18 protein-coding genes, 1 tRNA gene and 1 pseudogene are annotated in these 24,591 nt (G+C 69.9%); 2 read left to right on the top strand and 18 right to left on the bottom strand.

The window, feature by feature from the left end; genetic code table 11:
• Positions 1–17: 17 nt before the first annotated feature.
• Entirely contained in the window at positions 18–1,409 is a 1,392-nt protein-coding gene (locus E0500_RS32625; protein ID WP_131566318.1) for a TraR/DksA family transcriptional regulator, read from the bottom strand.
• A gap of 637 nt (positions 1,410–2,046) precedes the next feature.
• Here E0500_RS32625 and ileS point away from each other — a divergent pair.
• Complete coding sequence (ileS, locus tag E0500_RS32620; RefSeq protein WP_131566310.1) at positions 2,047–5,199, top strand: isoleucine--tRNA ligase; 3,153 nt, start codon at positions 2,047–2,049, stop codon at positions 5,197–5,199.
• 116 nt (positions 5,200–5,315) lie between these two features.
• Here ileS and E0500_RS32615 read toward each other — a convergent pair.
• The 17 genes and pseudogenes from E0500_RS32615 to rsmH form a co-directional block, all read right to left on the bottom strand.
• A tRNA-Ala gene (locus E0500_RS32615) sits at positions 5,316–5,390 on the bottom strand.
• Between the two features lie 222 nt (positions 5,391–5,612).
• Positions 5,613–6,818 (bottom strand): DivIVA domain-containing protein, encoded by a 1,206-nt coding sequence (locus tag E0500_RS32610; protein WP_131566307.1) that lies wholly within the window; start codon positions 6,816–6,818, stop codon positions 5,613–5,615.
• Positions 6,819–6,870: 52 nt separating this feature from the next.
• On the bottom strand, positions 6,871–7,161 hold the full coding sequence (locus tag E0500_RS32605; RefSeq protein ID WP_131566303.1) for a YggT family protein: 291 nt from the start codon (positions 7,159–7,161) through the stop codon (positions 6,871–6,873).
• Between the two features lie 52 nt (positions 7,162–7,213).
• A complete protein-coding gene (locus tag E0500_RS32600; protein WP_131566300.1) occupies positions 7,214–7,846 on the bottom strand; it encodes a cell division protein SepF in 633 nt (210 codons plus the stop codon).
• 129 nt (positions 7,847–7,975) lie between these two features.
• Positions 7,976–8,701 (bottom strand): YggS family pyridoxal phosphate-dependent enzyme, encoded by a 726-nt coding sequence (locus E0500_RS32595; protein ID WP_165935087.1) that lies wholly within the window; start codon positions 8,699–8,701, stop codon positions 7,976–7,978.
• The gene (pgeF, locus tag E0500_RS32590; RefSeq protein WP_131566294.1) at positions 8,701–9,438 is read right to left on the bottom strand and encodes a peptidoglycan editing factor PgeF; all 738 of its coding nucleotides are present in this window, start codon (positions 9,436–9,438) and stop codon (positions 8,701–8,703) included. Before pgeF ends, E0500_RS32595 begins: the two co-directional genes overlap by 1 nt.
• A complete protein-coding gene (gene ftsZ / locus E0500_RS32585) occupies positions 9,435–10,625 on the bottom strand; it encodes a cell division protein FtsZ (RefSeq protein ID WP_131566291.1) in 1,191 nt (396 codons plus the stop codon). The genes pgeF and ftsZ overlap by 4 nt, the downstream gene beginning before the upstream one ends.
• A gap of 278 nt (positions 10,626–10,903) precedes the next feature.
• The gene (locus E0500_RS32580) at positions 10,904–11,689 is read right to left on the bottom strand and encodes an FtsQ-type POTRA domain-containing protein (protein WP_131566288.1); all 786 of its coding nucleotides are present in this window, start codon (positions 11,687–11,689) and stop codon (positions 10,904–10,906) included.
• Between the two features lie 26 nt (positions 11,690–11,715).
• Positions 11,716–12,807, bottom strand: a complete 1,092-nt coding sequence (gene murG, locus E0500_RS32575) for an undecaprenyldiphospho-muramoylpentapeptide beta-N-acetylglucosaminyltransferase (RefSeq protein ID WP_131566286.1) — start codon at positions 12,805–12,807, stop codon at positions 11,716–11,718.
• A 6-nt stretch (positions 12,808–12,813) separates the two neighbouring features.
• Positions 12,814–14,154 (bottom strand): putative lipid II flippase FtsW, encoded by a 1,341-nt coding sequence (gene ftsW, locus E0500_RS32570; protein ID WP_131566284.1) that lies wholly within the window; start codon positions 14,152–14,154, stop codon positions 12,814–12,816.
• 118 nt (positions 14,155–14,272) lie between these two features.
• On the bottom strand, positions 14,273–15,715 hold the full coding sequence (murD, locus tag E0500_RS32565; RefSeq protein WP_181587311.1) for a UDP-N-acetylmuramoyl-L-alanine--D-glutamate ligase: 1,443 nt from the start codon (positions 15,713–15,715) through the stop codon (positions 14,273–14,275).
• A complete protein-coding gene (mraY, locus tag E0500_RS32560; protein WP_131566282.1) occupies positions 15,697–16,788 on the bottom strand; it encodes a phospho-N-acetylmuramoyl-pentapeptide-transferase in 1,092 nt (363 codons plus the stop codon). Before mraY ends, murD begins: the two co-directional genes overlap by 19 nt.
• Positions 16,785–18,191, bottom strand: coding sequence for a UDP-N-acetylmuramoyl-tripeptide--D-alanyl-D-alanine ligase (murF, locus tag E0500_RS32555; RefSeq protein ID WP_131566280.1), 1,407 nt, complete (start codon positions 18,189–18,191; stop codon positions 16,785–16,787). The genes mraY and murF overlap by 4 nt, the downstream gene beginning before the upstream one ends.
• A gap of 4 nt (positions 18,192–18,195) precedes the next feature.
• On the bottom strand, positions 18,196–19,857 hold the full coding sequence (locus E0500_RS32550; protein WP_165935086.1) for a UDP-N-acetylmuramoyl-L-alanyl-D-glutamate--2,6-diaminopimelate ligase: 1,662 nt from the start codon (positions 19,855–19,857) through the stop codon (positions 18,196–18,198).
• Between the two features lie 36 nt (positions 19,858–19,893).
• Positions 19,894–21,830, bottom strand: a pseudogene (locus E0500_RS32545) (peptidoglycan D,D-transpeptidase FtsI family protein).
• A gap of 5 nt (positions 21,831–21,835) precedes the next feature.
• Positions 21,836–22,381, bottom strand: coding sequence for a septum formation initiator family protein (locus E0500_RS32540; protein ID WP_181587310.1), 546 nt, complete (start codon positions 22,379–22,381; stop codon positions 21,836–21,838).
• Between the two features lie 132 nt (positions 22,382–22,513).
• Positions 22,514–23,470 carry a 16S rRNA (cytosine(1402)-N(4))-methyltransferase RsmH gene (gene rsmH / locus E0500_RS32535; protein ID WP_131569614.1) on the bottom strand — a complete coding sequence of 319 codons (957 nt, stop codon included), beginning with the start codon at positions 23,468–23,470 and terminating at the stop codon, positions 22,514–22,516.
• 443 nt (positions 23,471–23,913) lie between these two features.
• On the opposite strand from rsmH, the gene E0500_RS32530 reads away from it, so the two are divergent.
• Positions 23,914–24,462 carry a carbonic anhydrase gene (locus E0500_RS32530; RefSeq protein WP_131569615.1) on the top strand — a complete coding sequence of 183 codons (549 nt, stop codon included), beginning with the start codon at positions 23,914–23,916 and terminating at the stop codon, positions 24,460–24,462.
• The last annotated feature ends 129 nt before the right edge of the window (positions 24,463–24,591 follow it).

Below are 24,591 nucleotides of genomic sequence, written 5' to 3'. Positions count from 1 at the left end.
ACGTGCCGAGTCGGCGCTCAGTAGCGGCGTTCCTGCTTCTGCTTGCACTCGACGCACAGGGTGGCCCTGGGAAAGGCCTGCATGCGCGCCTTGCCGATGGGGTTGCCGCAGTTCTCGCAGAGCCCGTAGGTGCCCGCGTCGAGCCGCTCCAGGGCGCGCTCGGTCTGGTCGAGCATCTCGCGCGCGTTGTGGGCCAGCGCCATCTCGTGCTCGCGCGTGATGTTCTTGGTGCCGGTGTCGGCCTGGTCGTCGCCGGCCCCGTCCCCGGAGTCCCGCATCAGGCCCGCGAGGGATCGCTCGGAGTTGTCGAGTTCGGCGTGCAGCCGCATCGCGTCGGACTGCAGCTCCGCACGGGCCTCGGCGACCTCGTCCGGAGTCCAGGGGTCCTCGCCGGGGCGTACCGCGAGCTCGCCGGGTTTCGCCGCCGCGACCCGTGCCTTGGGCACGGCCGTGGGCTTCTTCGCCGCCGTGGCAGTGCCAGGAGTCTTCTTCGCAACCACTGTGGGGGCTCCCGTCGTCTTCGCGGCCTGGGCCGCGCCCGCCTTCTTGGCTGTGCTCTTCTTGGCCGCGCCCGTCGTGGAGGCGCTCTTCCTGGCAGCGGGCCGCTTCGCGGCTGCCTTCTTCGCCGCCGCCTTCCTGCCGACCGCCTTCTCACCCACCGGTGTACCGGTCCCTTCCTCCGTACTCGCCTTCTTCGAAACAGCCGCTCTCGAAGTCGCCACCTTCTTGGCACCCACCTTCTTGGGCGCGGCCTTCTTGGCCGCAGTCTCCTTAGCCGCCGCCCTCTTGACCGCCTCCCTCTTGACCGCCGCCTTCTTGACCGCCTTAGTGCCCACTTCCCCGGCACCGGCCTCGGTGACCCCTGCCTTGACTGTGGCCGCCTTCGCAGTCCCCGGCCCCTCGGTGGACTCCTGAGCGGCCCCTGTCTGCTTGGTCTTCTCGGCGACTGTCTTCTTGTCGACTTTCTTGGCAGCGCTCGCCCTTTTCCCAGCCGCCTTCGCCGCGCCCGACCTGGCCGCGCCCGGCTTGTCCGTGTCCGACTTCGCCGCGCCCGTCTTCTTCGCAACCGCCTTCGCCGTGCGGGACCCCTTCGAGGCCGTTTTCGTTCCGGCCTCCTTGCCGGTGGCCGACGCCCCCTCGGCAGCCCGCTCCGCGGATGCCTTCCCTCCGACGTCCTGTGTCAGGGTCGTCTCCACAGCGGCCGCGTCCACGGTGGCCGACCCCCTGGCCGTATTCCTGGTGGCTGTCCTCCCGGCCACCGTCTTCACCGGCCTGGCCGCGCGCCCGCCGGGAGCCTTCTGCGCACGCTTCCTGCCGCCCGCGCCCTTGGCCGCAGCCCCGCCGGAGGCACCCGCGGCCGTGGTTCTCCCGGACGCCGACTGCTGTACGGCGGTCTTCTTCGCCACCATGGTCGCGGCCCCTTCACAAATTGTGATCTTGCTCGCGAATCGTGCTGGGACGATAAATCGACTTGAGTCCCGCGGCAACGGGGCACACCGCCCGATTCGCCCGCCCCAAGGATGCCTCGCGTCGAGCCTGCATGCGTTGTGCCCAGCTCCCCGCCAGGTAATCCGCCTCGCCGGGAGTCCCAGGATCCGGACACCGGACCGGTGCCATTCGGGTCACCCCGCAGGTCGCACGGCCACCGCCGCGCAGCGGCGCACGGGCTCGGATATCCGGTCGGCCGCTGTCCCCGAGGCGCCGTACACTGGGCGGAGCGAAAAGCGTGGATGGGGACGAGTAGCGCCGCACGCAGCCATGAGCGACCCGGGGACGGTGGAAGCCCGGGGGCGAGCGCGACGCGAAGATCACCCCGGAGCCGCCGGAAGAAAGCCGACGCGCGCCAGGCAGGACAGCTGCCAGGAGCGCACCAGCGGCGAGTAGAACCGGCTTCGCGATCCCAATGAGAGGGCTCGCCGGTGCGTACGGGGCACCGAGGAGCCAAGGAGGGTGGTACCGCGGGAGCGCGCCGCACACGGCGTCCGGAGAAACAAGGCTCTCGTCCCTCCGACGGAAGGCAGAAAGTCCGTTGGAGGAAGCTCGCTGATGACAGCGCCGACGTACCGCCAGGTGCCCGCCCAGGTCGACCTGCCCGCGCTTGAGCACGCGGTTCTCGACTTCTGGCGCGAGCAGAAGATCTTCGCCAAGAGCCTGGAACAGTCCGAGGGCCGCCCCGAGTGGGTGTTCTACGAGGGCCCGCCCACCGCCAACGGCATGCCGGGCGCCCACCACATCGAGGCCCGCGTCTTCAAGGACGTCTTTCCCCGCTTCCGCACCATGCGCGGCTACCACGTGGCCCGCAAGGCCGGCTGGGACTGCCACGGCCTGCCGGTGGAGCTGGCCGTCGAGAAGGAGCTCGGCTTCAGCGGCAAGCAGGACATCGAGGCGTACGGCATCGCGGAGTTCAACGCCAAGTGCCGCGAGTCCGTGACCCGGCACACCGACGCCTTCGAAGAGCTCACGACCCGCATGGGGTACTGGACCGACCTCACCGACCCCTACCGCACGATGGACCCCGAGTACATCGAGTCGGTCTGGTGGTCGCTCAAGGAGATCTTCACCAAGGGCCTGCTGGTCCAGGACCATCGCGTCGCCCCCTGGTGTCCGCGCTGCGGCACGGGCCTGTCGGATCACGAGCTGGCACAGGGCTACGAGACGGTCGTCGACCCCTCGGTGTACGTCCGTTTCCCGCTCACCTCCGGTCCGCTCGCGGGCGAGGCCGCGCTCCTGGTGTGGACGACCACGCCGTGGACGCTGGTGTCGAACACCGCGGTCGCCGTCCACCCCGACGTCACCTACGTCGTGGCCACGAACGGCGAGGAGAAGCTCGTCGTCGCCGAGCCGCTCGTCGCCAAGGCCCTCGGTGAGGGCTGGGAGACCACCGGCCGGACCTTCACGGGCTCCGAGATGGAGCGCTGGTCCTACCAACGCCCGTTCGAGCTCGTCGAGTTCCCGGCGGACACCGAGACGCACTACGTCGTCAACGCCGAGTACGTCACGACCGAGGACGGTACGGGCCTGGTCCACCAGTCCCCCGCATTCGGTGAGGACGACCTCAAGGTCTGCCGCGCGTACGGTCTGCCGGTGGTGAACCCGGTCCGCCCCGACGGCACGTTCGAGGAGGACGTCCCCCTCGTAGGCGGGGTCTTCTTCAAGAAGGCGGACGAAAAGCTCACCGAAGACCTCCAGCAGCGCGGTCTGCTCTTCAAGCACATCCCGTACGAGCACAGCTACCCGCACTGCTGGCGCTGCCACACCGCGCTCCTCTACTACGCGCAGCCGTCCTGGTACATCCGCACCACGGCCGTCAAGGACCGCCTCCTCCAGGAGAACGAGAAGACCAACTGGTTCCCGGACTCGGTCAAGCACGGCCGCTACGGGGACTGGCTGAACAACAACATCGACTGGGCCCTGTCCCGCAACCGCTACTGGGGCACCCCCCTGCCGATCTGGCGCTGCGAGGACGACCACCTCACCTGCGTCGGCTCCCTCACCGAGCTGACCGAGCTGACCGGCACCGACCAGTCGGACCTCGACCCGCACCGCCCGTACATCGACGAGGTCACCTTCGCGTGCCCCCAGGACGGCTGCGGCACCACGGCCACCCGCGTACCGGAGGTGATCGACGCCTGGTACGACTCGGGTTCGATGCCGTTCGCGCAGTGGGGCTATCCGTACAAGAACAAGGAGCTGTTCGAGGCCCGCTACCCGGCGCAGTTCATCTGTGAGGCCATCGACCAGACCCGCGGCTGGTTCTACACGCTGATGGCGGTCGGCACGCTGGTCTTCGACAAGTCCAGCTACGAGAACGTGGTGTGCCTCGGCCACATCCTCGCCGAGGACGGCCGCAAGATGTCCAAGCACCTGGGCAACATCCTGCAGCCGATCCCGCTCATGGACCAGCACGGCGCCGACGCGGTCCGCTGGTTCATGGCGGCCGGCGGCTCCCCGTGGGCGGCCCGCCGCGTGGGCCACGGCACCATCCAGGAGGTCGTCCGCAAGACGCTCCTCACCTACTGGAACACGGTCGCCTTCCAGGCCCTGTACGCGCGCACGTCGAACTGGGCGCCGTCCGAGGCGGACCCGGCCCCGGCCGACCGCCCGGTCCTGGACCGCTGGCTGCTGTCCGAGCTCCACGCGCTCACCGACCAGGTGACCCAGGCCCTCGACACGTACGACACCCAGCGCGCCGGCAAGCTCCTGTCGGCGTTCGTCGACGACCTGTCCAACTGGTACGTACGCCGCTCGCGCCGCCGCTTCTGGCAGGGCGACAAGGCGGCGCTGCGCACGCTCCACGAGGTCGTCGAGACGGTCACGAAGCTGATGGCCCCGCTGACCCCGTTCATCACCGAGCGGGTCTGGCAGGACCTGGTCGTGCCGGTGGCCCCGGGCGCCCCGGAGTCGGTGCACCTGGCCTCCTGGCCGGAGGCGGACCTGTCCGCCATCGACCCGGAGCTGTCGAAGCAGATGGTGCTGGTGCGCCGGCTCGTGGAGCTGGGCCGTGCCACGCGCGCGGAGTCGGGCGTCAAGACGCGTCAGCCGCTGTCGCGTGCGCTGGTGGCGGCGGCCGGCTTCGAGTCGCTGAACCCCGAACTGCACACGCAGATCACGGAGGAGCTCAACGTGAGCTCCCTCGCCTCGCTGAGCGAGGTCGGGGGCTCACTGGTGGACACCACGGCGAAGGCGAACTTCCGTGCGCTGGGCAAGCGCTTCGGCAAGCGGGTCCAGGACGTGGCCAAGGCCATCGCGAACGCCGACGCGGCCGTCCTGTCCCTGGCCCTGCGCGAGGGCACGGCCTCGGTCGAGGTCGACACCGAGACGGTCACCCTGTCCCCGGACGAGGTGATCATCACGGAAACCCCGCGCGAGGGCTGGTCCGTGGCGTCCGACCCGGGTGCCACGGTGGCCCTGGACCTGGAGATCACCGAGGAGTTGCGCCGCGCCGGTCTCGCCCGTGACGCGATCCGTCTGATCCAGGAGGCCCGCAAGAACAGCGGCCTGGACGTGGCCGACCGGATCGCGCTGCGCTGGACGTCCACGGACGCGGAGGTCAACGCGGCCCTGAACGAGCACTCGGGGCTGATCTCCGACGAGGTCCTGGCCACGGACTTCGCGTCCGGCGAGGGTGACGACACGTACGGGGAGCCGTTCACGGACGAGGGTCTCTCGCTGACGTTCCGCCTCCGGAAGATCGGCTAGCGAGGGCGGTTCGTGAGCCACGGGCCATCCGTGGCGAGCCGCGCCCCTGGCGCCCGAAGGCCCCGTTCCTTGATGGGAGCGGGGCCTTCGGCGCACGGAAGGACGAACTGGCACGCCGGGGCGGGCCGGATTCGAACCGGCGTCCTCCTGGATGCCGTCGAGGCGCGACAACCATCTGCGCTACGCGCCCCAGCGCTTGGAGCACCCTAGGGCCTGTTCTGAGTTCTCCGCCTGCCCAGCGGCGGGGAACTCAGAACAGGCCCTAGCCGCGCACAGAAGCGCGCCCCACCGGTTTTCCGCAGAACCCGCAAAGGCAGAACCCGCACAAGGCAGAACCCACAAAGGACGAGGCCCCCGGAATTCCGGGGGCCTCGTCCTGAACGCTGCCGACGCCTAAGGCGTACTAGAGGCCGTCAGTTGTCGTCCTCGTCGATCAGGAAGCCACGCATCGGCGAGGGGGCCTGGCCCATCGGGGACGGGCCCTGGGGGCGGACCGGAGCCATCGGCTGGGTCATGGCCGGGGACATCTGCTGCTGGCCGCCGTAGGAGGGCGCGGACGGGGCGGGAGCACCGCTGCCCATGCCACCACCCATGCCACCGCTCATGCCTCCACCCATCGCCTGGTTGCCGCCGTACGACGGGGCGCCCGCGCCGGCCGGGGCCATGGAAGGCGCCGGGGACGGCGGCAGAGAGGCGGCCGCCGGGGTACGCGGCGGGGCCAGCGAGTCGTCGGCCTGGGTCTCCAGCTGACGCAGCTGCGACTCCAGGTACGACTTCAGTCGGGTGCGGTATTCGCGCTCGAAGCCGCGCAGGTCCTCGACCTTGCGCTCCAGCGTGGCGCGGGCGGACTCCAGGGAGCCCATCGCGACACGGTGCTTCTCCTGCGCGTCCCGCTCCAGGGCGTCGGCCTTGGCACGGGCGTCGCGCTCCAGGCCCTCGGCACGGCTGCGCGCCTCACCGACGATCTTGTTGGCCTCGGAGCGGGCCTCGGCGATCGCCTGGTCGGCGGTCTGCTGGGCCAGCGAGAGCACACGCGCGGCGCTGTCGCCACCGGGACCCTGACCGGGCAGACCGGGGCCGCCCATCGGACCACCAGGGCCACCGGGACCGCCCGGGCCACCCATGGGGCCGCCCATCGGGCCACCCATCTGCTGCTGCATCGGGCCGCCCTGGCCCATCGGGCCCTGGCCCATCGGCCCCTGACCCATCGGCCCCTGACCCATGGGGCCGGGACCCTGCTGACCCTGACCGCCCGGACCCGCGGGCAGCTGCGGGGCACCGCTCGGCAGCTGGGGCGGGCCACCCATGGGGCCACCCATCTGCTGCTGCGGCGGGCCCGATATCCCAGCGGGGACAGGAGCACCCGGACCGCGCATGCCCTGCTGCTGGTCCTGGGGGCCGGGTCCCTCCGGGGGCTTGCGCATGTTCTGCTGGTTCTGCGCGGCGGCACGCGTGGCGGCGGCCAGCTTGGCGCGCAGATCCTCGTTCTCGCGCAGCAGGCGGGTCAGTTCGGCTTCGACCTCGTCGAGGAAGGCATCGACCTCGTCCTCGTCATAGCCTTCTCGGAGGCGGACGGTCGTGAACTGCTTGTTCCGCACGTCCTCGGGGGTCAACGGCATCTCTTCACCTCAACGTAGTCATCGGCAGTCGGCAAGACCGTATCGTCCACAGTCACCTCGCGAGGTTGCTCACGACGGAGATCAGGATGTAGACGATGATCATCAGGACGAAGAAGGACAGGTCAAGTGCCACGCCCCCGAGACGTAGCGGCGGGATGAACCGCCGCAGAAGCTTGAGCGGTGGATCAGTGACAGTGTAGGTGGCCTCCAGAACGACCACCATCGCCTTGCCGGGTTGCCATGAGCGGGCGAACTGGAACACATAGTCCATGACCAACCGGAAGATCAGCACGATGAGAAAACACATCAGCGCGACATAGAGCACCTGCCAAACCACGCTCATGATCCGTGCTTCCCTCTCCCCTGTTTCCGTGCTTCGTTTCCGGTCGTGCGTCTCAGCTCTGGTTGAAGAACCCGCCCTCTGCGATGCGGGCCTTGTCCTCCGCCGTGACATCGACGTTAGCAGGCGACAACAGGAACACCTTCTGCGTCACCCGCTCGATGCTTCCGTGAAGACCGAACACCAGACCAGCCGCAAAGTCGACAAGTCGCTTCGCGTCCGTGTCATCCATCTCAGTCAGATTCATGATCACCGGGGTGCCCTCACGGAAGTGTTCCCCGATGGTACGGGCCTCGTTGTAAGTCCGCGGGTGCAACGTGGTGATCCGGTAAGGCTCTCGTTCGGACACGACCTTGGGCATGATCACCGGCGCGTTCTTCTCCAGGCTCTGGCGTTCTTGTGTGATGGATGCCACGGGCGCGATCCGGGCGGGTCGCTGCGATTCGGCGGACACTGAGGCGGAATGCGCCGCCGGTTCGCGCTGCACGGAGGGCTGCACGACTCTTACCGATTCGTCCCGTTGGGGCTGGTGTGACTGGTGGGACGGTTCATGCCGCCTGCGGTCACGCTCGGGCTCCGGGTCGAGCTCGGGTTCGAAGTCGTCATCGGGGTCGAAACCGCGGCCGTCGTACCCATCGTCCTCCACGAGGCCGAGGTAGACCGCCATCTTGCGCATCGCGCCGGCCATGCTCTGAGTCCTCCGCTCTGTGGTGGATCGACCGACTACTTGCCGAGTGCCCGCGATCCACGAGGTCGTTATGCCCGCTATCAGCGGGAATGACCATATTTTCTGCTGTGGTCCGACTTCTTGGCGACGTTACCCGAGCCTGGGGCGGACTCCGAGTACCGCCGTACCGACGCGCACATGTGTCGCCCCGGCCGCCACGGCCTGTTCGAGGTCCGCACTCATCCCTGCCGAGACCATGTTCGCAGCCGGATGAGCTCGGCGCAGTACAGTCGACAAATCCATCAACCGATCGAACGCCGCCTGTTGGCGATCCGCGTACGGCCCGGCGAGCGGTGCGACGGTCATCAGGCCGTCGAGCCGCAGCCCCGGCGAACCCGCGACGAGGTCGCCCAACTCCTCGATTCCGCCAGGCCCCACACCCCCTCGTTCCCCGCGGCCGCTCTCCTCCGCGTCGAGCGCGACCTGGATGAGACATCCCACCTCACGCCCGGCCCGCACAGCCTCTTTCGACAGAGCTGTGACGAGCCTGGAACGATCGACGGACTGCACGAGATCCGCGTAACGCACCACAGAACGAACTTTGTTGGTCTGCAACTGACCTACGAAGTGCCACGTAAGCGGCAGATCCGAGCATTCCGCCGCCTTGGGTGCCGCGTCCTGGTCCTTGTTCTCGGCGACATGGCGCACACCCAACTCCGACAGGATCCGCACATCACTGGCGGGGTAGGTCTTGGTGACCACGATCAGGGTCACCTCCTCGCGCTTCCGCCCAGCCGCCGCGCACGCCGCCGCGATGCGGTCCTCCACCTTCGCCAGGTTCTCGGCGAGTTGAGCCCTACGGTCCTTCATGCCCATCAGTCCAGCCAGACATATCCCGCGAGTCGCCCCGTGGTGCGGTCGCGGCGGTACGAGAAGTGATCGCTCGACTCCAGCGTGCACACCGGCGACTGCTCCCGGTCGCGCACCCCGTGTCGTTCGAGCTGTGCGTGCACTCCGGCGCTCACATCGACCGCGGGTGTGCCCCAACTCGTTTCGGCGTACGCCGCCGGCTCGACGGCGGACACCTCGGCGCGCATCGCCTCGGGTACCTCGTAGCACCGGCCGCAGACGGCGGGCCCGGTGCGGGCGACGATCCGGGACGGCTCGGCGCCGAGTTCCATCATGGCGCGTACGGCGGCGGGCACGACCCCGGCGATCATGCCGGGCCGTCCCGCGTGGGCGGCGGCAGCGACCCCTGCGACGGGATCGGCGAGCAGCACGGGCGTGCAGTCGGCGGTGAGTACGGCGAGGGCGAGTCCGCGCCGGGTGGTGACGACCGCGTCGACGCGCGGCACCTCCGACGAGCCCCACGGCCCGTCGACCACCGCCACGTCCGCCCCGTGCACCTGGTTCATCCAGACCACCTCGGCGGCGTCCAGGCCCAGCGACTTGGCGGCCCGCTCCCGGTTGGCGCGCACGGCGTCGGGGTCGTCACCGACCGCCCCGCCGAGATTGAGCTCCTCGTACGGAGCGGCGCTCACCCCGCCCCACCGGTCGGTGAAGGCGAAGTGCGCGCCACTTGCCGAGGTCACAGAGCCTGGCTGTCCTATCACTTGAGGAAGTCCGGCACGTCCAGTTCCTCGGCCCCGCTGTCCGTGTAGGACCGGGACGGCGGGACCGGCGGGGAGATCGACAGGTCCTTCGCCGGCTCCGGCTTGGGCTCCGGCTCCTCCTTCGGCTTGACGCTGCCGAGCGAGCCGAAGGACGGGCGGCTCTCGGACGGCCGCACGGGCGCGGGGTCCTCGCGCTTGGAGGAGGCCGAGCCCAGGATGTTCTCCCGCTTGGCCGGGGGCTGGCCGCCGTCGAAGCCGGCCGCGATCACCGTGACCCGCACCTCGTCACCGAGGGCGTCGTCGATGACCGCGCCGAAGATGATGTTGGCCTCGGGGTGCGCTGCCTCGCTCACCAGCTGGGCCGCCTCATTGATCTCGAACAGGCCGAGGTCGGAGCCACCGGAGATGGAGAGCAGCACGCCCCGGGCGCCGTCGATGGACGCCTCCAGGAGCGGCGAGGAGATCGCCATCTCGGCCGCGGCCACCGCGCGGTCGTCGCCGCGGGCCGAGCCGATGCCCATGAGGGCCGAACCGGCCTCGGACATCACGGACTTGACGTCGGCGAAGTCGAGGTTGATCAGGCCGGGCGTGGTGATGAGGTCGGTGATGCCCTGGACACCGGAGAGCAGGACCTGGTCGGCCGACTTGAAGGCGTCGAGGACCGAGACCTGGCGGTCCGAGATCGACAGCAGCCGGTCGTTCGGGATGACGATGAGGGTGTCGACCTCTTCGCGGAGTTCGGCGATTCCGTCCTCGGCCTGGTTGGCACGGCGCCGTCCCTCGAAGGTGAACGGGCGGGTGACCACGCCGATGGTGAGGGCGCCGAGCGAGCGGGCGATGTTGGCCACGACGGGCGCGCCACCGGTGCCGGTGCCGCCGCCCTCGCCGGCCGTCACGAAGACCATGTCGGCCCCCTTGAGGACCTCTTCGATCTCCTCGCGGTGGTCCTCGGCGGCCTTGCGGCCGACGGCCGGGTTGGCTCCGGCGCCGAGTCCGCGGGTGAGTTCACGGCCGACGTCGAGTTTGACGTCGGCGTCGCTCATCAACAGCGCCTGGGCGTCCGTGTTGATCGCGATGAACTCGACACCCTTGAGACCGACCTCGATCATTCGGTTGATGGCATTGACACCACCGCCGCCGACACCGATGACCTTGATGACTGCGAGGTAGTTCTGCGGTGCTGCCACGTCGAAGGCCTCTCGCCTCGATTTACGGGTCGTCACTTCGCGGCTGACCACGAGGCGACGACGGATGCCGATGGGGACGGTCCGTATCGCCGACCCGAACCCTAACCCTGAAGTTTAGGGTTACCAGTGTGCCTGTTCCCAGGACTCTTCCGAACAGGACACTAAGTCGACAAGTGGCGCACGTTCAACGAACACGCCGAACCTCCCGTTTTTCTTTTCACCCTATGTGATCAGCCGTAGCGATGCCCAACCAGGGTGCTGGCCTGCGCGGATGTGCGTCAACTTCCCGATGACGCAGGGGCCGTGGGAACACTCACGTCGAAGTGCCGTGCACCGGTGGCGGCTTTCATCAGAGCGGTGAGCGTACGAGCCTTCGCGCGGCCCTTCTCGCGACTGCCCCACGCGATGGTCCGGCCATCGGCCAACTCCAGCGAGATCGAGTCGTAGGAACGGACCTTGACGAACCGGGTGTCCCGCGCGACGGCGGCCGGAAGGTCACCGGCGACGCCGACCGCGGCCCGCACCAGCCGTTCCGTGCCGAAACGGGAGGGGCCGGCGGATCGCGCGAGCTCCATTTCCAGCACCGGCACGCCCTTCGGGGGTTCCGGAACCGTGGCGAATCGCACGCCCTTGGCGTCCACTTCGGCGTACTTGCCCCCGTTTCCAGAGTTTTCGACAATGAGAACCGGAGTGCGCTCGGTCACTTTCAGGTCGATTCCGTGCGGCCAGTCACGGGCGACCTCGACCGAGTCAATTCGGGGCAGTTTCTGGCGCAATCGAGCCTCAATCGCATCGGTGTCGACGGAAATCAGGGGTGCGTCGAGGGGCACCTCGGCCGTCTCGTCCACCTGCGCCTGGGTCAGGACCCGCGTCCCGGAGACGGACACGCGCTCCACGCGCAGCCACGGGGAGCCGTAGAGCCCCCACACGATGGCCGCACCGAGCAACACCAGGGCGACGATAAGGATGATGAGCGTACGAGAGCCGGGGAGTTTCCCGAGGGGAGACGGGCCGGACCGGAGGTCCTCTTCTGCGCCGCGCTCGGCGGTCGTCGGTCCGGCCACGCTCCCCTGCCTTCTCTCACATGTGCCTAGCGGTGACGCGAGGCGATCGCCTCGTACACCATGCCGACGAGCAGTTCGTCGGCGTCCCGGCGGCCGAACTCGCTGGCGGCGCGGGACATCTCGAACAGCCGGTGCGGGTCGGCGAGCACGGGCAGGACGTTCTGCTGCACCCACTGGGGCGCGAGTTCCGCGTCGTCGACCAGCAGTCCGCCGCCGGCCTTGACCACCGGCTGGGCGTTCAGCCGCTGTTCGCCGTTGCCGATGGGCAGCGGGACGTACGCGGCCGGGAGCCCGACGGCGGAGAGTTCGGCGACGGTCATCGCGCCCGCGCGGCAGAGCATCATGTCGGCCGCGGCGTACGCGAGGTCCATCCGGTCCAGGTACGGTACCGGGATGTAGGGGGGCATTCCCGGCATCTGGTGCACCTGCGGCAGTTCGTTCTTCGGGCCGACCGCGTGCAGGATCTGGATACCGGCCTGCTGGAGGTACGGCGCGACCTGCTGGACCACCTCGTTGAGGCGCCGGGCGCCCTGCGAGCCGCCGGAGACGAGTAGCGTCGGCAGGGAGGGGTCCAGGCCGAAGGCGGCGCGGGCCTCGGGGCGCATCCGGGCGCGGTCCAGGGTGGCGATGGAGCGGCGTAGCGGGATGCCGATGTAGCGGGCGTCCCGCAGCTTGCTGTCCGGGGTGGAGACGGCGACCTGGGCGGCGTACCGCGAACCGATCTTGTTGGCCAGGCCCGGCCGGGCGTTGGCCTCGTGGACGACGATCGGCACGCCGAGGCGCTTGGCGGCGAGGTAGCCGGGCAGGGCGACGTAGCCGCCGAAGCCGACGACGGCGTCCGCCTTGGTGCGCTCCAGGATCTGCTCGGCTGCCTTGATCGTGCCGCGCAGCCGGCCGGGCACGGTGATCAGCTCGGGCGTGGGCTTGCGTGGCAGCGGCACGGCGGGGATCAACGCGAGTTCGTAACCGCGCTCGGGCACCAGTCGGGTCTCAAGGCCGCGCTCCGTGCCCAGGGCCGTGATCCCGACGGTCGGGTCCTGCCTGCGCAGCGCGTCCGCGAGGGCGAGCGCGGGCTCGATGTGACCGGCGGTTCCGCCACCGGCGAGGACGACATGCACCGAAATTCACCGCTCTCCGGACGAGCGCGCCGCGGAGGCGCGTCGTCGCATCGTGTTCCGTCTCCGAGGCCCCGGAGGGCCCCCAGCCCGCTTTCTACCAAAGCGAGGTTGCCGCATCGCAAGCGCCGCCCGCGCAGCGGGGTCTTCACGCGCGAAGGCGATCAGCAGCCCGATGGCGAACATGGTCGGCAGCAGGGCGGATCCCCCGTAGGAGAACAGCGGGAGCGGGACTCCGGCGATCGGCAGCAGACCGAGCACCGCACCGATGTTGATCACTGCCTGCGCGGTGATCCAGGTGGTCACGCCTCCCGCGGCATACCTCACGAAGGGGTCCTCCGTGCGTCCGGCGACGCGGATACCCGCATAGCCTAGAGCCGCGAAGAGGGTGAGCACCGACAGCGTCCCCGCGAGGCCCAGTTCCTCACCGGTGACGGCGAAGATGAAGTCGGTGTGCGCTTCCGGTAGTTGGCCCCATTTCTCCACACTGGCGCCAAGGCCGGAACCGAAGAGTCCGCCGGAGGCCAGCGCGTAGATGCCGTGCACGGCCTGCCAGCACTGTTCGGCGTCGGTGGAGCCGAGACAGGTGAGCCGCGCCATACGGTTGGGGCTGGTCTTGATGAGGATCACACCGATCAGCGCGGCCACGGACAGCACGCCCACGAAGAGCCGGGTGGGCGCCCCCGCCACCCACAGCAGGCCGAACAGGATGGCCGTGAGGATGATCGCGGTCCCCATGTCGCCGCCCAGCATGATCAACCCGAGCAGCATGAACGTCACCGGGACGAGCGGTACCAGCATGTGCTTCCACTGCGTCAACAGCCGCTTGTCCTGCTTGCGCGCGAGCAGGTCGGCGCCCCACAGCACGAGCGCGAGCTTGCCGAACTCGCTGGGCTGGAGCTGGAAGGGGCCGCCGATGGAGATCCAGTTCTGGTTGCCGTTGACCGCCATCCCTATCCCGGGGATCTGGACCAGGATCATCAGGAAGACCGAGCCGGCCAGCATCGGGTACGCCAGCGCCCGGTGCAGCTTCACCGGCATCCGCGAGGCCAGGAACAGCAGCCCGGCCCCGATCGTGGCGGCCAGGAACTGCTTCCGGAAGAAGTACGACCCCGGCAACGACAGCTGCAACGCGGTGATCTGCGAGGCCGAGTACACCATCACCAGCCCCAGGACGGTGATCAGCAGACTGCCGCCCAGGATCAGGTAGTACGCGGTGAGCGGCCGGTCCCAGGCCCGTCGGGCCCGCGTCAGCAGCCGCCGTACGGGGTTGTCGCGCAGGGGGCGGGCGACGGGCGGCCGGCGGGTGACGCGCTGGAGGGGAGGACGGCCGGCACGGCTACTGCCCATCAGGGACCCCCAGCGCCTTACCACCGGCGGACGGCCGCCGACGAAAATCCCGCCACATCCGTGTCACGCGTACCCTCCAGGTTCGCCCGGCTCCGCCGCCGGGCAAGGCGGACCCGGGTCAGCCGTCGGCGGACTGCAGTTCACGGACGGCCTCCGCGAACGCGTCCCCACGCTTGTTGTAGTTGACGAACATGTCCATGGAGGCACAGGCAGGAGCCAGCAGCACCGTGTCGCCCGCTCGCGCGAGCGCGCGCGCCTCCCGGACGGCCGCGAGCATCGCCCCAGTGTCGGTCCGGTCGAGGTCCACGACGGGCACTTCGGGCGCGTGTCGCGCGAGCGCTTCCCGGATCAGGGCCCGGTCGGTACCGATCAGCACGGCACCGCGAAGTCGCTTTGCCGACTTGGCGACCAGTTCGTCGAAGGTCGCGCCCTTGGCCAGGCCGCCTGCGATCCACACGATCGACTCGTACGCGGCCAAGGAGGCTTCCGCGGCATGCGTGTTGGTGGCCTTGGAGTCGTCCACGTACGCGACGCCGTCCACGTCCGCCACGTGCTCGATGCGGTGCGCGTCCGGCCGGAAGGCCCGCAGACCGTCCCGTACGGCCTGGGGGGGCACCCCGAAGGCGCGGGCGAGGGCCGCGGCGGCGAGGGCGTTGGCGATGTTGTGCGGGGCAGGGGGGTTGACGTCCGCGACCTCGGCGAGCTCCTGGGCGTTCTTCTGCCGGTTCTCGACGAAGGCGCGGTCGACGAGGATGCCTTCCACGACGCCGAGTTGGGACGGCCCGGGCGTGCCCAGTGTGAAGCCGACGGCCCGGCAGCCCTCCTCGACGTCCGCCTCGCGCACCAGGTCCTCGGTGGCCTTGTCGGCGACGTTGTACACGCACGCGACGCGATTGCCCTCGTAGATACGGCCCTTGTCGGCGGCGTACGCCTCCATGGAGCCGTGCCAGTCGAGGTGGTCGGGGGCGAGGTTGAGGACGGCGGCGGAGTGGGCACGCAGGGAGGGCGCCCAGTGGAGCTGGTAGCTCGACAGCTCCACCGCCAGTACATCGAGATCGCTGTGCGCCTCTTCGCCCAGCACGATGTCGATGATCGGCGTGCCGATGTTGCCCACCGCGGCCGTGCGCAGGCCGGCGGCGCGCAGGATCGAGGCGAGCATCTGGGTGGTGGTCGTCTTGCCGTTGGTGCCGGTGACGGCCAGCCAGGGGGGCGCGTCGGGGGCGCGGAGCCGCCAGGCGATCTCCACGTCGCCGACGACGTCGACGCCCGCCTCGGCGGCCGCGGCGAAGAGCGGCGAGCTCGGCTTCCAGCCGGGCGAGGTGACGACCAGGTCGGTGCCCTCGGGGAGGGTGTCGCCGTCGCCGAGCCGTACCCGGACGCCTTCGAGGGAGCTTTCCAGGGCTGCGGCCTTCTCGCGGAGCACCTCCGAGTCGCCGCCGTCCACCACGACGACGGACGCGCCGAGGCCGGCCAGGGCGCGGGCGGCGCTGATGCCGCTCACGCCCAGGCCGGCGACGGTGATGTGCATGCCCTGCCAGGACGTCACTTGTCGGCCGCCCATCCCGCATAGAAGATGCCGAGTCCGACAATTACACAGATGCCCTGGATGATCCAGAAGCGGACCACGACAAGGACCTCGGACCACCCCTTGAGTTCGAAGTGGTGCTGGAGCGGGGCCATCCGGAAGACGCGTTTCCCGGTGAGACGGAACGAGCCGACCTGGATGACGACCGACATCGTGATGAGGACGAACAGGCCGCCGAGGAGCGCGAGCAGCAGCTCGGTGCGGGAGCAGATCGCGAGACCCGCGAGCGCGCCACCGAGGGCCAGCGAACCGGTGTCGCCCATGAAGATCTTGGCGGGAGAGGTGTTCCACCACAGGAAGCCGAGGCAGGAGCCCATGAGCGCGGCGGCCACGACGGCGAGGTCGAGGGGATCTCGTACCTCGTAACAGGCTTGCGGGTTGATCAGCGTCGCCGCGTTGGCGCAGGCCTCCTGGAACTGCCAGACGCCGATGAATGTGTAGGCGCCGAAGACCAGCACGGAGGCGCCGGTGGCCAGACCGTCCAGACCGTCGGTCAGGTTCACGCCGTTCGACATGGCGAGGATCATGAACAGCGCCCAGATCACGAACAGCACCGGGCCGATGGACCAGCCGAAGTCCTGCACGAAGGAGAGCTTCGTGGAGGCCGGGGTGTTGCCGCGGCTGTCCGGGAACTGCAGCGCGAGCACGGCGAACGCGATGCCGCCGATCAACTGGCCGGCCATCTTCGCCTTGGCCCTGAGGCCCAGTGACCGGCGCTTGACGATCTTGATGTAGTCGTCGAGGAAGCCGACGAGCCCCATCCCCGCCATCAGGGAGAGCACCAGCACACCCGAGAAGGTCGGGGGCGGTGTCTCCGTGTCGCTCATGCCCGTGAAGACCTTGGACAGGAAGTAGGCGGCGATCGTCGCCAGGATGAAGGCGATGCCACCCATCGTCGGCGTACCACGCTTGCTGTGGTGCTCGCGCGGGCCGTCGTCACGGATGTACTGGCCGTAGCCCTTGCGGGCGAGCAGCTTGATCAGCAGCGGAGTGCCGACCAGCGTCAGGAACAGGCCGATGACTCCTGCGAACAGGATCTGCTTCATCATCGGGCGGCAACCTCACCCTCGACACCGCTGTCCAGCAGCGCCTGCGCCACACTCTCCAGCCCGACCGACCGGGACGCCTTCACGAGTACGACGTCTCCCGGGCGCAACTCGCTGCGCAACAGGTCGACCGCCGCCTGTGCGTCGGACACGTGCACCGACTCCTCACCCCACGAACCCTCGTTATATGCGCCCAGTTGCAGCCAGGACGCTTCCCTGCCCCCGACCGCGACGAGCTTGCTGACGTTGAGCCGGACGGCGAGCCGTCCTACCGCGTCGTGCTCGGCGAGCGCCTCGTCCCCGAGCTCGGCCATCTTGCCGAGCACCGCCCACGTGCGACGCCCGTTTCCCATCGCGGCGAGCGCGCGCAGTGCGGCCCTCATGGACTCGGGGTTCGCGTTGTAGGCGTCGTTGACGACCGTCACGCCGTCCGGGCGCTCGGTGACCTCCATACGCCAGCGGGAGAGGGAGCCCGCCTCGGAGAGCGCGGTGGCGATCTCTTCCGCGGACATGCCCAGCTCATGGGCGACGGCGGCCGCGGCGAGCGCGTTCGACACGTGGTGCTCACCGTACAGGCGCATGGTCACATCGCTTGCACCGGAGGGTGTGTGAAGGCGGAAGGCGGGCTGTCCACTGTCCGTGAGTCGCACGTTCTCGGCGCGTACGTCCGCTTCGCCGGACTCTCCGAAAAGGATCACCTTCGCCTTGGTACGGGACGCCATGGCGCGTACGAGGGGGTCGTCGGCGTTCAGGATCGCGGCACCCTCTTCGGGCAGGACCTCGACCAACTCGCCCTTGGCGCGGGCGATCTGCTCGCGTCCGCCGAACTCGCCGATGTGGGCGCTGCCGACGTTGAGGACGAGCCCGATCTTCGGCGGGGTCAGGTCGGCGAGGTACCGGATGTGGCCGATTCCGCGGGCGCCCATCTCCAGGACGAGGAACCTCGTCTCCTCGGTGGCGCCGAGCGCCGTGAGGGGCAGCCCGATCTCGTTGTTGAGCGAGCCGGGCGTCCACACGGTCGGCGCCTTGCGCTGGAGCACCTGTGCGATGAGGTCCTTGGTGCTGGTCTTGCCCGCGGAGCCGGTGAGGGCCACGAGCGTCGCGCCGAGCTTCTGGACGACATGTCGCGCGAGGGCGCCGAGGGCCGTCTGGACGTCCTCGACGACGATCGCGGGGACACCGACGGGGCGGGACGCCAGCACGGCGGCGGCGCCCGCCTCGACGACCTGCCGGGCGAAGTCGTGGCCGTCCACGCGCTCACCGACGAACGCGACGAACAGGCTGCCGGGCCCCGCCTCGCGGGAGTCCCTGACGACGGGTCCGGTGACCCGGACCGACGGGTCCGGTATGTCGTACGTCTGCCCGCCGACGACTTCTGCGATCTCGGCGAGAGAGAGGGCGATCACAAGTTCATCCCTGGGTCTGCTGGATAGCTTCGCGAAGCACCTGGCGGTCGTCGAAGGGACGCACCACCCCGGCGATGTCCTGGCCCTGCTCGTGGCCCTTGCCCGCGACCAGCACGGTGTCCCCCGGCTGTGCGCGGGCCACGGCGGCGGCGATCGCGGCGGCCCGGTCCTCGAAGACCTGGACCTCACCGCGCTCGTGTGCCGGTACGGACGCCGCGCCCTCGAGCATGGTCGCGAGGATCGCGAGGGGGTCCTCGGAGCGCGGGTTGTCGGAGGTCAGTACGGCGGTGTCGGCGAGCCGGGCAGCGGCGGCACCCATGGGGCCGCGCTTGGTCCTGTCCCGGTCGCCGCCGCAGCCGAGCACGACGTGCACCTTGCCCTCCGTGACCTTGCGGAGCGCCTTGAGGACCGATTCGACCGCGTCCGTCTTGTGCGCGTAGTCGACGACCGCGAGGTACGGCTGCCCGGCGTCCACGCGCTCCAGCCGGCCCGGCACACCCGGCACGGCGGCGATGCCGTCGGCGGCGGTCTGCGGGTCGATGCCGGCGGCGGCGAGGGCGACGATCGCGGCGAGGGTGTTGGCCACGTTGAAGGGGCCCGGCAGCGGCGATTTCGCCGTGATCCGCTCGTCCTTCGGACCGATCACGGTGAACGTCGAGTCCATCGGGCCCACGGTGACGTCCTCGGCGCGCCAGTCGGCGTCGGGGTGCCCCTCGGCGGAGAACGTGACGACGGGGACGGTGGCCTCCTTGACCAGCCGGCGGCCGTACTCGTCGTCGAAGTTGATCACGCCGAGCCTGCTGCGTTTCGGCGTGAACAGCTGCGCCTTGGCCCCGAAGTAGTCCTCCATGCCGGAGTGGAACTCCATGTGCTCGGGACTGAGGTTGGTGAAGACGCCGATGTCGAAGACACAGCCGTCGACCCGGCCGAGGACCAGCGCGTGGCTGGAGACCTCCATGGTCACCGCCTCGACGCCGCGCTCGCGCATGACCGCGAACAGGGCCTGGAGATCGGTGGCCTCCGGGGTGGTCCGCTCGGACTTGATGCGCTCGTCACCGATGCGCATCTCGACGGTGCCGATCAGCCCGGTGCTGCGGACGGACTTCAGGCCGCCCTCCACCAGGTACGCGGTCGTGGTCTTGCCGGAGGTCCCCGTGATGCCGATCTGGAGCAGGTCACTCCCGGGGTGGCCGTAGATCGTGGCCGCCAGCTCGCCCATCCGTCCCCGGGGGTCGTCGACGACGAGCACCGGCAGACCGGTGGCGGCGGCGCGCTCGGCCCCCGTCGGGTCGGTGAGCACGGCGACGGCACCGAGGCCGGCCGCCTGGGTCACGAAGTCGGCGCCGTGCAGACGGGCGCCGGGCAGGGCGGCGTACAGGTCGCCGGGGCGCACGGCGCGCGAGTCATGGGTGATGCCCGTGACCTCCGCGTTCTTCGAGGTCTCCGGCTGCGCGGCACCCAGCCGGCCGGCGAGCTCCGCGAGGGGTGTGGCGGAGACCCGCGTCGGCCGCGGCGGTCCCGGATATGTCACGGGAACACCCTTCTGGGTGGTTTGGGACTGATCAGCGTGTGGCACGGCGGTGAGCGTACCGGGCTCACCGCCGCCAGGGCGAAGCGAGGGACTGGGTGGGGACTGGTTCCCGGAGTCGGGAGTGATCATCGTCACGAGCTGGTTCCTGGTCGGTCTCTGCAGTGGTGCTGATCAGGGCTTGAACGCGACGGGCAGGTTCGCGGCCTTCGCACCGGTGGGCGGGATCTGGAGGGTCTTCAGGGCGAACTCCATGACCTCCTTGTAGATGGGTCCGCAGATCTGGCCGCCGAAGTAGCCGCCCTTGGTGGCGTTCTGGATCGCGCAGTAGACGGTGATCCGCGGGTTGTCGGCGGGCGCGAATCCGGCGAACGACGACGTGTAGCCGCGATACCTCCCGGTGGCCGGATCCACACGGTTGGCCGTACCCGTCTTGCCTGCGACCCGGTAGCCGGGGATGCGTGCCTTGGTACCGGTCCCCTCGGCATCGTCCACGACCGACTCCAGCATCCGGGCGAGGGTCTTCGCCGTCTTCTCGCTCACGACCCGCGTCTCCTTGGGCTTGGGGGCGGGTGTGAACCGTCCGTCGGGTCCCTTGCTGCCCCGTACGAGCGTGGGCTCGATCCGTACGCCGCCGTTGGCGATCGTCGAGTAGACGGACGCCGCCTGCATCGCGTTGATGGACATGCCCTGGCCGAAAGGGATCGTGTACTGCTGTGAGGTCGACCAGGTGTCCGGCGGCGCGAGGATGCCCTTCGTCTCGCCGGGGAAGCCGAGTCCGCTGTAGCTGCCGATGCCGAACTTCCGCAGGTACGAGTAGAGGACCTGGTTGGCCTTCTTCTGTGTCTTTCCGAGCTGGCCGGTGGCCAGGATGGTGCCGATGTTGCTGGACTTGGCGAGCACGCCGTTGAGGGTGAGGTACCAGGTCGGGTGGTCGACGTCGTCCTTGAAGAGGCGGTCGCCGCGGTGCAGCCGGTTGGGCACGGTGACGTGCGTCAGCGGGGTGGCGGCGTTCTCCTCCAGGACGGCGGCCATCGACATGACCTTGGCGGTGGAGCCGGGCTCGTAGGCGTCCTGGAGGGCCGCGTTGCCCAGGGCGTCTCCGTTCGCCTTCGAGAGGTCGTTCGGGTCGAAGCCGGGCGAGTTGGCCATGGCCAGGATCTCGCCGGTCCGGGTGTCCTGCACGATCACGTAGCCGCGGTCCGCCTGGGACTCCTTCACCTGCTCGGTGATGGCGTTCTGGGCGGCCCACTGGATGTCGCGGTCGATGGAGAGTTCGACGTCGGAACCGGGGACGGCGGGTGTCTCGGTGGAACCCGCGGTGGGTACCTGGCGACCGCCGGACTGGGCGTAACGGATCTCGCCGTTCTTGCCGGCCAGGTCCTTCTCCAGCTTCCGCTCGACGCCGCCGCCGCCCTCGCCCTCGGCGTTGACCCAGCCCAGTATCCCGGCGGCGAGGCCACCGTTCGGGTACACGCGCTTGCTGCTGGGGTCCTGGAAGACGCCCGCCAGGACATTGACCGTGCCGGGGTCCGACCCGGCCTTCTTCGCGAGCGCCGTCTTCAGGTCCTTGATCTGTTTCCAGACCTCGGGCATCTGACGGCGTGCGAGCAGCACGTACTGGGTGTTCTTCGTCCTGAGCTTCGCGGCGATCGCCTCCTGGTCCTGGCCGAGGATCGGCGCGAGGAGCGCGGCAGCCTGCTCGGGGGCGTCGGCGATCTTCGTCTGCTCGGGGGTGAACAGCGTCGGGTCGGCCGTGATGTCGTTCGCGTCGACGCTGATCGCCAGGGCGACGCCGTCGCGGTCGGTGATCTCGCCGCGCTCGGCCGCAAGGACGTGTCCCACATACCGGTCGCGCTCGGCCCTGGCCGTGTACTCGCCGGCGTCGACGGCCTGCACCTGGAGCAGCCGTACGACGAAGGCGATCAGCACCAGGGTCAGGGCGAGGCTCACCATGCGCAGGCGCGGCCGGGGGCTGCCGAGCCGGAGGGGCCCCGGGGCGGCGGGCCGGGCCGCGCTCGGGCGGCGGGGGCGGGGCGGCGCTGGCTGCCCGGGCGTACGGGCCTGGCGGGTGAGGGCACGCGGCGGCGCGGCGGTTCCCTGTCGGACACTTCCGTCACCTGCCGGGGTTCGTCGGGGCGTGCTCGGACTGTGCGGCCTGTGCGGACGGGGCGGGGGGTACGGCAGCGGAGTCCGACGCCGAGGCGGGCGTGGGGGTGGGTGACGGGGACGCGGGGGTGGGTGACGGGCTCGCGATCACCTTGGGGCCGAGCATGAGGGAGACCGCCGGGGTCTCCAGGGCGGCTGGGTCCGGGACGCCCCTGACGGTGCCGTCGGGGTTCAGGAAGGCCGGGTCGCCGCCGGGGACCATGCCCAGTTCGCGGGCGCGGCGCTGGAGGGCGTCGGGGGCCGAGTGGCCGTCCACGTCGCGCTGGAGGGCCTGCTCCTCGTCCGTGAGGCTCTTCGTGTCGGCCTTGAGGTCGTCGAGCCTGAACGACCCTTCGCTGAGCGCGGAGTTCAGCACGAGCAGGCCGATGAGGCCGCCGCCCAGGAGGAGCACGACGAGGAGGACGAAGGGGGTGCGGGCCGCCTGGGCCGGTCCCGCGGGGAACAGCCGCGCGAGCCGGGCGGCCCGGCCCCTCAGTTCGGGTTTCCTACTCACGCACCCTCCTCGCGGGTTTGGATTCCCAACGGACGGCGATATGCGGCCGCGCCGCGTGGGCCCGGCCGGCCGGGGACGCCCCTCGGCCGACGGAACGCGCCGGGAAATCCACCGCCCTCCTCCTCATACGACTCACTCACCGTCCTCACGGATGCGCTCCGCGCCCCGCAGCCGCGCGGGAGCGGCTCGGCGGTTCTCCGCGACCTCCTCCTCGGTGGGAAGTTCGGCACCGCGGGTGAGCAGCTTGAGCCGGGGCTGGTAGCGCTCGGGGACGACCGGGAGCCCGGCGGGCGCGGTGGAGGTGGCACCGGCCGCGAACACCTGCTTGACCAGCCGGTCTTCCAGCGAGTGGTACGACAGGACAGCGATACGGCCGCCGACGGCGAGCGCCTTCACTGCCGCGGGGATCGCGCTCTCCAGGACGGTGAGTTCGCCGTTGACCTCGATGCGCAGCGCCTGGAAGGTGCGTTTGGCGGGGTTGCCGCCGGTGCGCTTGGCGGCCTGCGGCAGGGCGTCACGGATCAGCTCGACGAGCCGCGCGCTGTTGCTGAACGGCTCCTTGCCCCGCTCGCGCACGATCGCGGCGACGATCCGCTTGGCCTGCTTCTCCTCGCCGTACGCCCGGAGGATCCGCACCAGCTCGCCGGCCGGGTAGGTGTTGAGCACCTCGGCCGCGCTCATGCCGGTCGTCTGGTCCATGCGCATGTCGAGCGGGGCGTCCTGGGCGTACGCGAACCCGCGGCCGGCCTCGTCGAGCTGCATGGAGGAGACGCCGAGGTCGAACAGGACGCCCTGCACGCGGGGGGTGCCCAGGCGGTCGAGCACGTCGGGGAGTTCGTCGTAGACGGCGTGCACCAGGGTGGCGCGTTCACCGAAGGGCGCGAGCCGCTCCCCGGAGAGTCGCAGCGCCTCCTTGTCGCGGTCGAGGGCAACGAGCCGGGCCTCGGGGAACCGGGCGAGCAGCGCCTCGCTGTGGCCGCCGAGACCGAGGGTGCAGTCGACCACGACGGCGCCGGGCTCCGTGAGGGCCGGGGCCAGCATGTCCAGGCACCGCTGGAGCATGACGGGGACGTGGCGGCTGTTGGTCAAGGGGCCCTCTCAGGTCCGGCGCGGCCGTACGCACCGCCGGGTCCCCGCCCTCCCCCGGCCGACGCTGGGGGTGCCCCCGGTGAAGGGGAGGCCCGCCGGGGCCGGAGGTGTCAGCCGACCGGGAGCGGGAGGAGGCCGAGCCGTACGTGCGCGCCGCGCACGTGGGGAGACGCCGGAAAATCGCCGGATCTCCTGGGATGTCAGTCCAGCAGGGGGAACCTCGCCTCCCGCTCCGCGTCACTTTAGTCCACGGTTTCCCGCGGTCAATCAACCGGCCTGCGCGTCGCGACAGGCCTGTTGTTCGAAGCACCAAACGGAATGTAACCACCTATATGGACGCAACCGTGCCACGCTTGTGGGTTACCCCACAACAAGCCTCGCTCGCGTTCTTTGTCGCGCCTCACAGCGGGCCGGCGGCGGCCGTGACCAGTACCGTCATAGGTATGACGACTTCCGCATCGCTTCCCACAGGGCCCGAAGACGCCATAACCGGCGGCGGCACCGTCACCGACCGCCTCGTCGAGGCGAACGAGCGGTATGCCGGCGCCTTCACCGACCCCGGAATGGACGCCCGTCCCGTCCTCCGCGTCGCCGTCGTGGCCTGCATGGACGCCCGCCTCGACCTGCACGCCGCGCTCGGCCTGGAGCTGGGCGACTGCCACACCATCCGTAACGCGGGCGGAGTCGTCACCGACGACGTGATCCGCTCCCTCACCATCAGCCAGCGCAAGCTCGGCACCCGCAGCATCGTCCTCATCCACCACACCGGCTGCGGTCTGGAGGCCCTCACCGAGGACTTCCGCAACGAGCTGGAGCTGGAGGTCGGCCAGCGCCCGGCGTGGGCGGTGGAGTCCTTCCGGGACGTCGACCAGGACGTACGCCAGTCGATGCAGCGCGTGCGCACCTCGCCCTTCCTGCTGCACACCGACGACGTCCGCGGGTTCGTCTTCGATGTGCGGACGGGTCTGCTGCGCGAGGTCGACCCGGCCTGAACCGCGTCGAACCGGCCCGTGTGATCGCCTCGCTCCGCCCCGGCCACCTGTCGATTTCCTGACAACCTGGCGCTCAAAGGCCTGCAAGCCCCTACATATCGCGGCCAGTTATCCACAGGCGAGTGACAC

Source organism: Streptomyces sp. KM273126, from assembly GCF_004337435.2.
In the GTDB taxonomy this organism is placed as follows: Bacteria; Actinomycetota; Actinomycetes; order Streptomycetales; family Streptomycetaceae; genus Streptomyces; species Streptomyces acidicola.
Note: the sequence above shows the minus strand (reverse complement) of the source record. Positions and strands in the feature narration are given on the sequence as shown.

Bases quoted from the DNA above. Each gene is read 5' to 3' on its own strand.
- E0500_RS32530 (WP_131569615.1), top strand. From the start codon at position 23,914: ATGACGACTTCCGCATCGCTTCCCACAGGGCCCGAAGACGCCATAACC.
- E0500_RS32600 (WP_131566300.1), bottom strand. From the start codon at position 7,846: ATGGCCGGCGCGATGCGCAAGATGGCGGTCTACCTCGGCCTCGTGGAG.
- E0500_RS32595 (WP_165935087.1), bottom strand. From the start codon at position 8,701: ATGGGCATGAAGGACCGTAGGGCTCAACTCGCCGAGAACCTGGCGAAG.
- ftsW (WP_131566284.1), bottom strand. From the start codon at position 14,154: ATGGGCAGTAGCCGTGCCGGCCGTCCTCCCCTCCAGCGCGTCACCCGC.
- ileS (WP_131566310.1), top strand. From the start codon at position 2,047: ATGACAGCGCCGACGTACCGCCAGGTGCCCGCCCAGGTCGACCTGCCC.
- murD (WP_181587311.1), bottom strand. From the start codon at position 15,715: ATGGGCGGCCGACAAGTGACGTCCTGGCAGGGCATGCACATCACCGTC.
- E0500_RS32625 (WP_131566318.1), bottom strand. From the start codon at position 1,409: ATGGTGGCGAAGAAGACCGCCGTACAGCAGTCGGCGTCCGGGAGAACC.
- E0500_RS32610 (WP_131566307.1), bottom strand. From the start codon at position 6,818: ATGCCGTTGACCCCCGAGGACGTGCGGAACAAGCAGTTCACGACCGTC.
- mraY (WP_131566282.1), bottom strand. From the start codon at position 16,788: ATGATGAAGCAGATCCTGTTCGCAGGAGTCATCGGCCTGTTCCTGACG.
- E0500_RS32605 (WP_131566303.1), bottom strand. From the start codon at position 7,161: ATGAGCGTGGTTTGGCAGGTGCTCTATGTCGCGCTGATGTGTTTTCTC.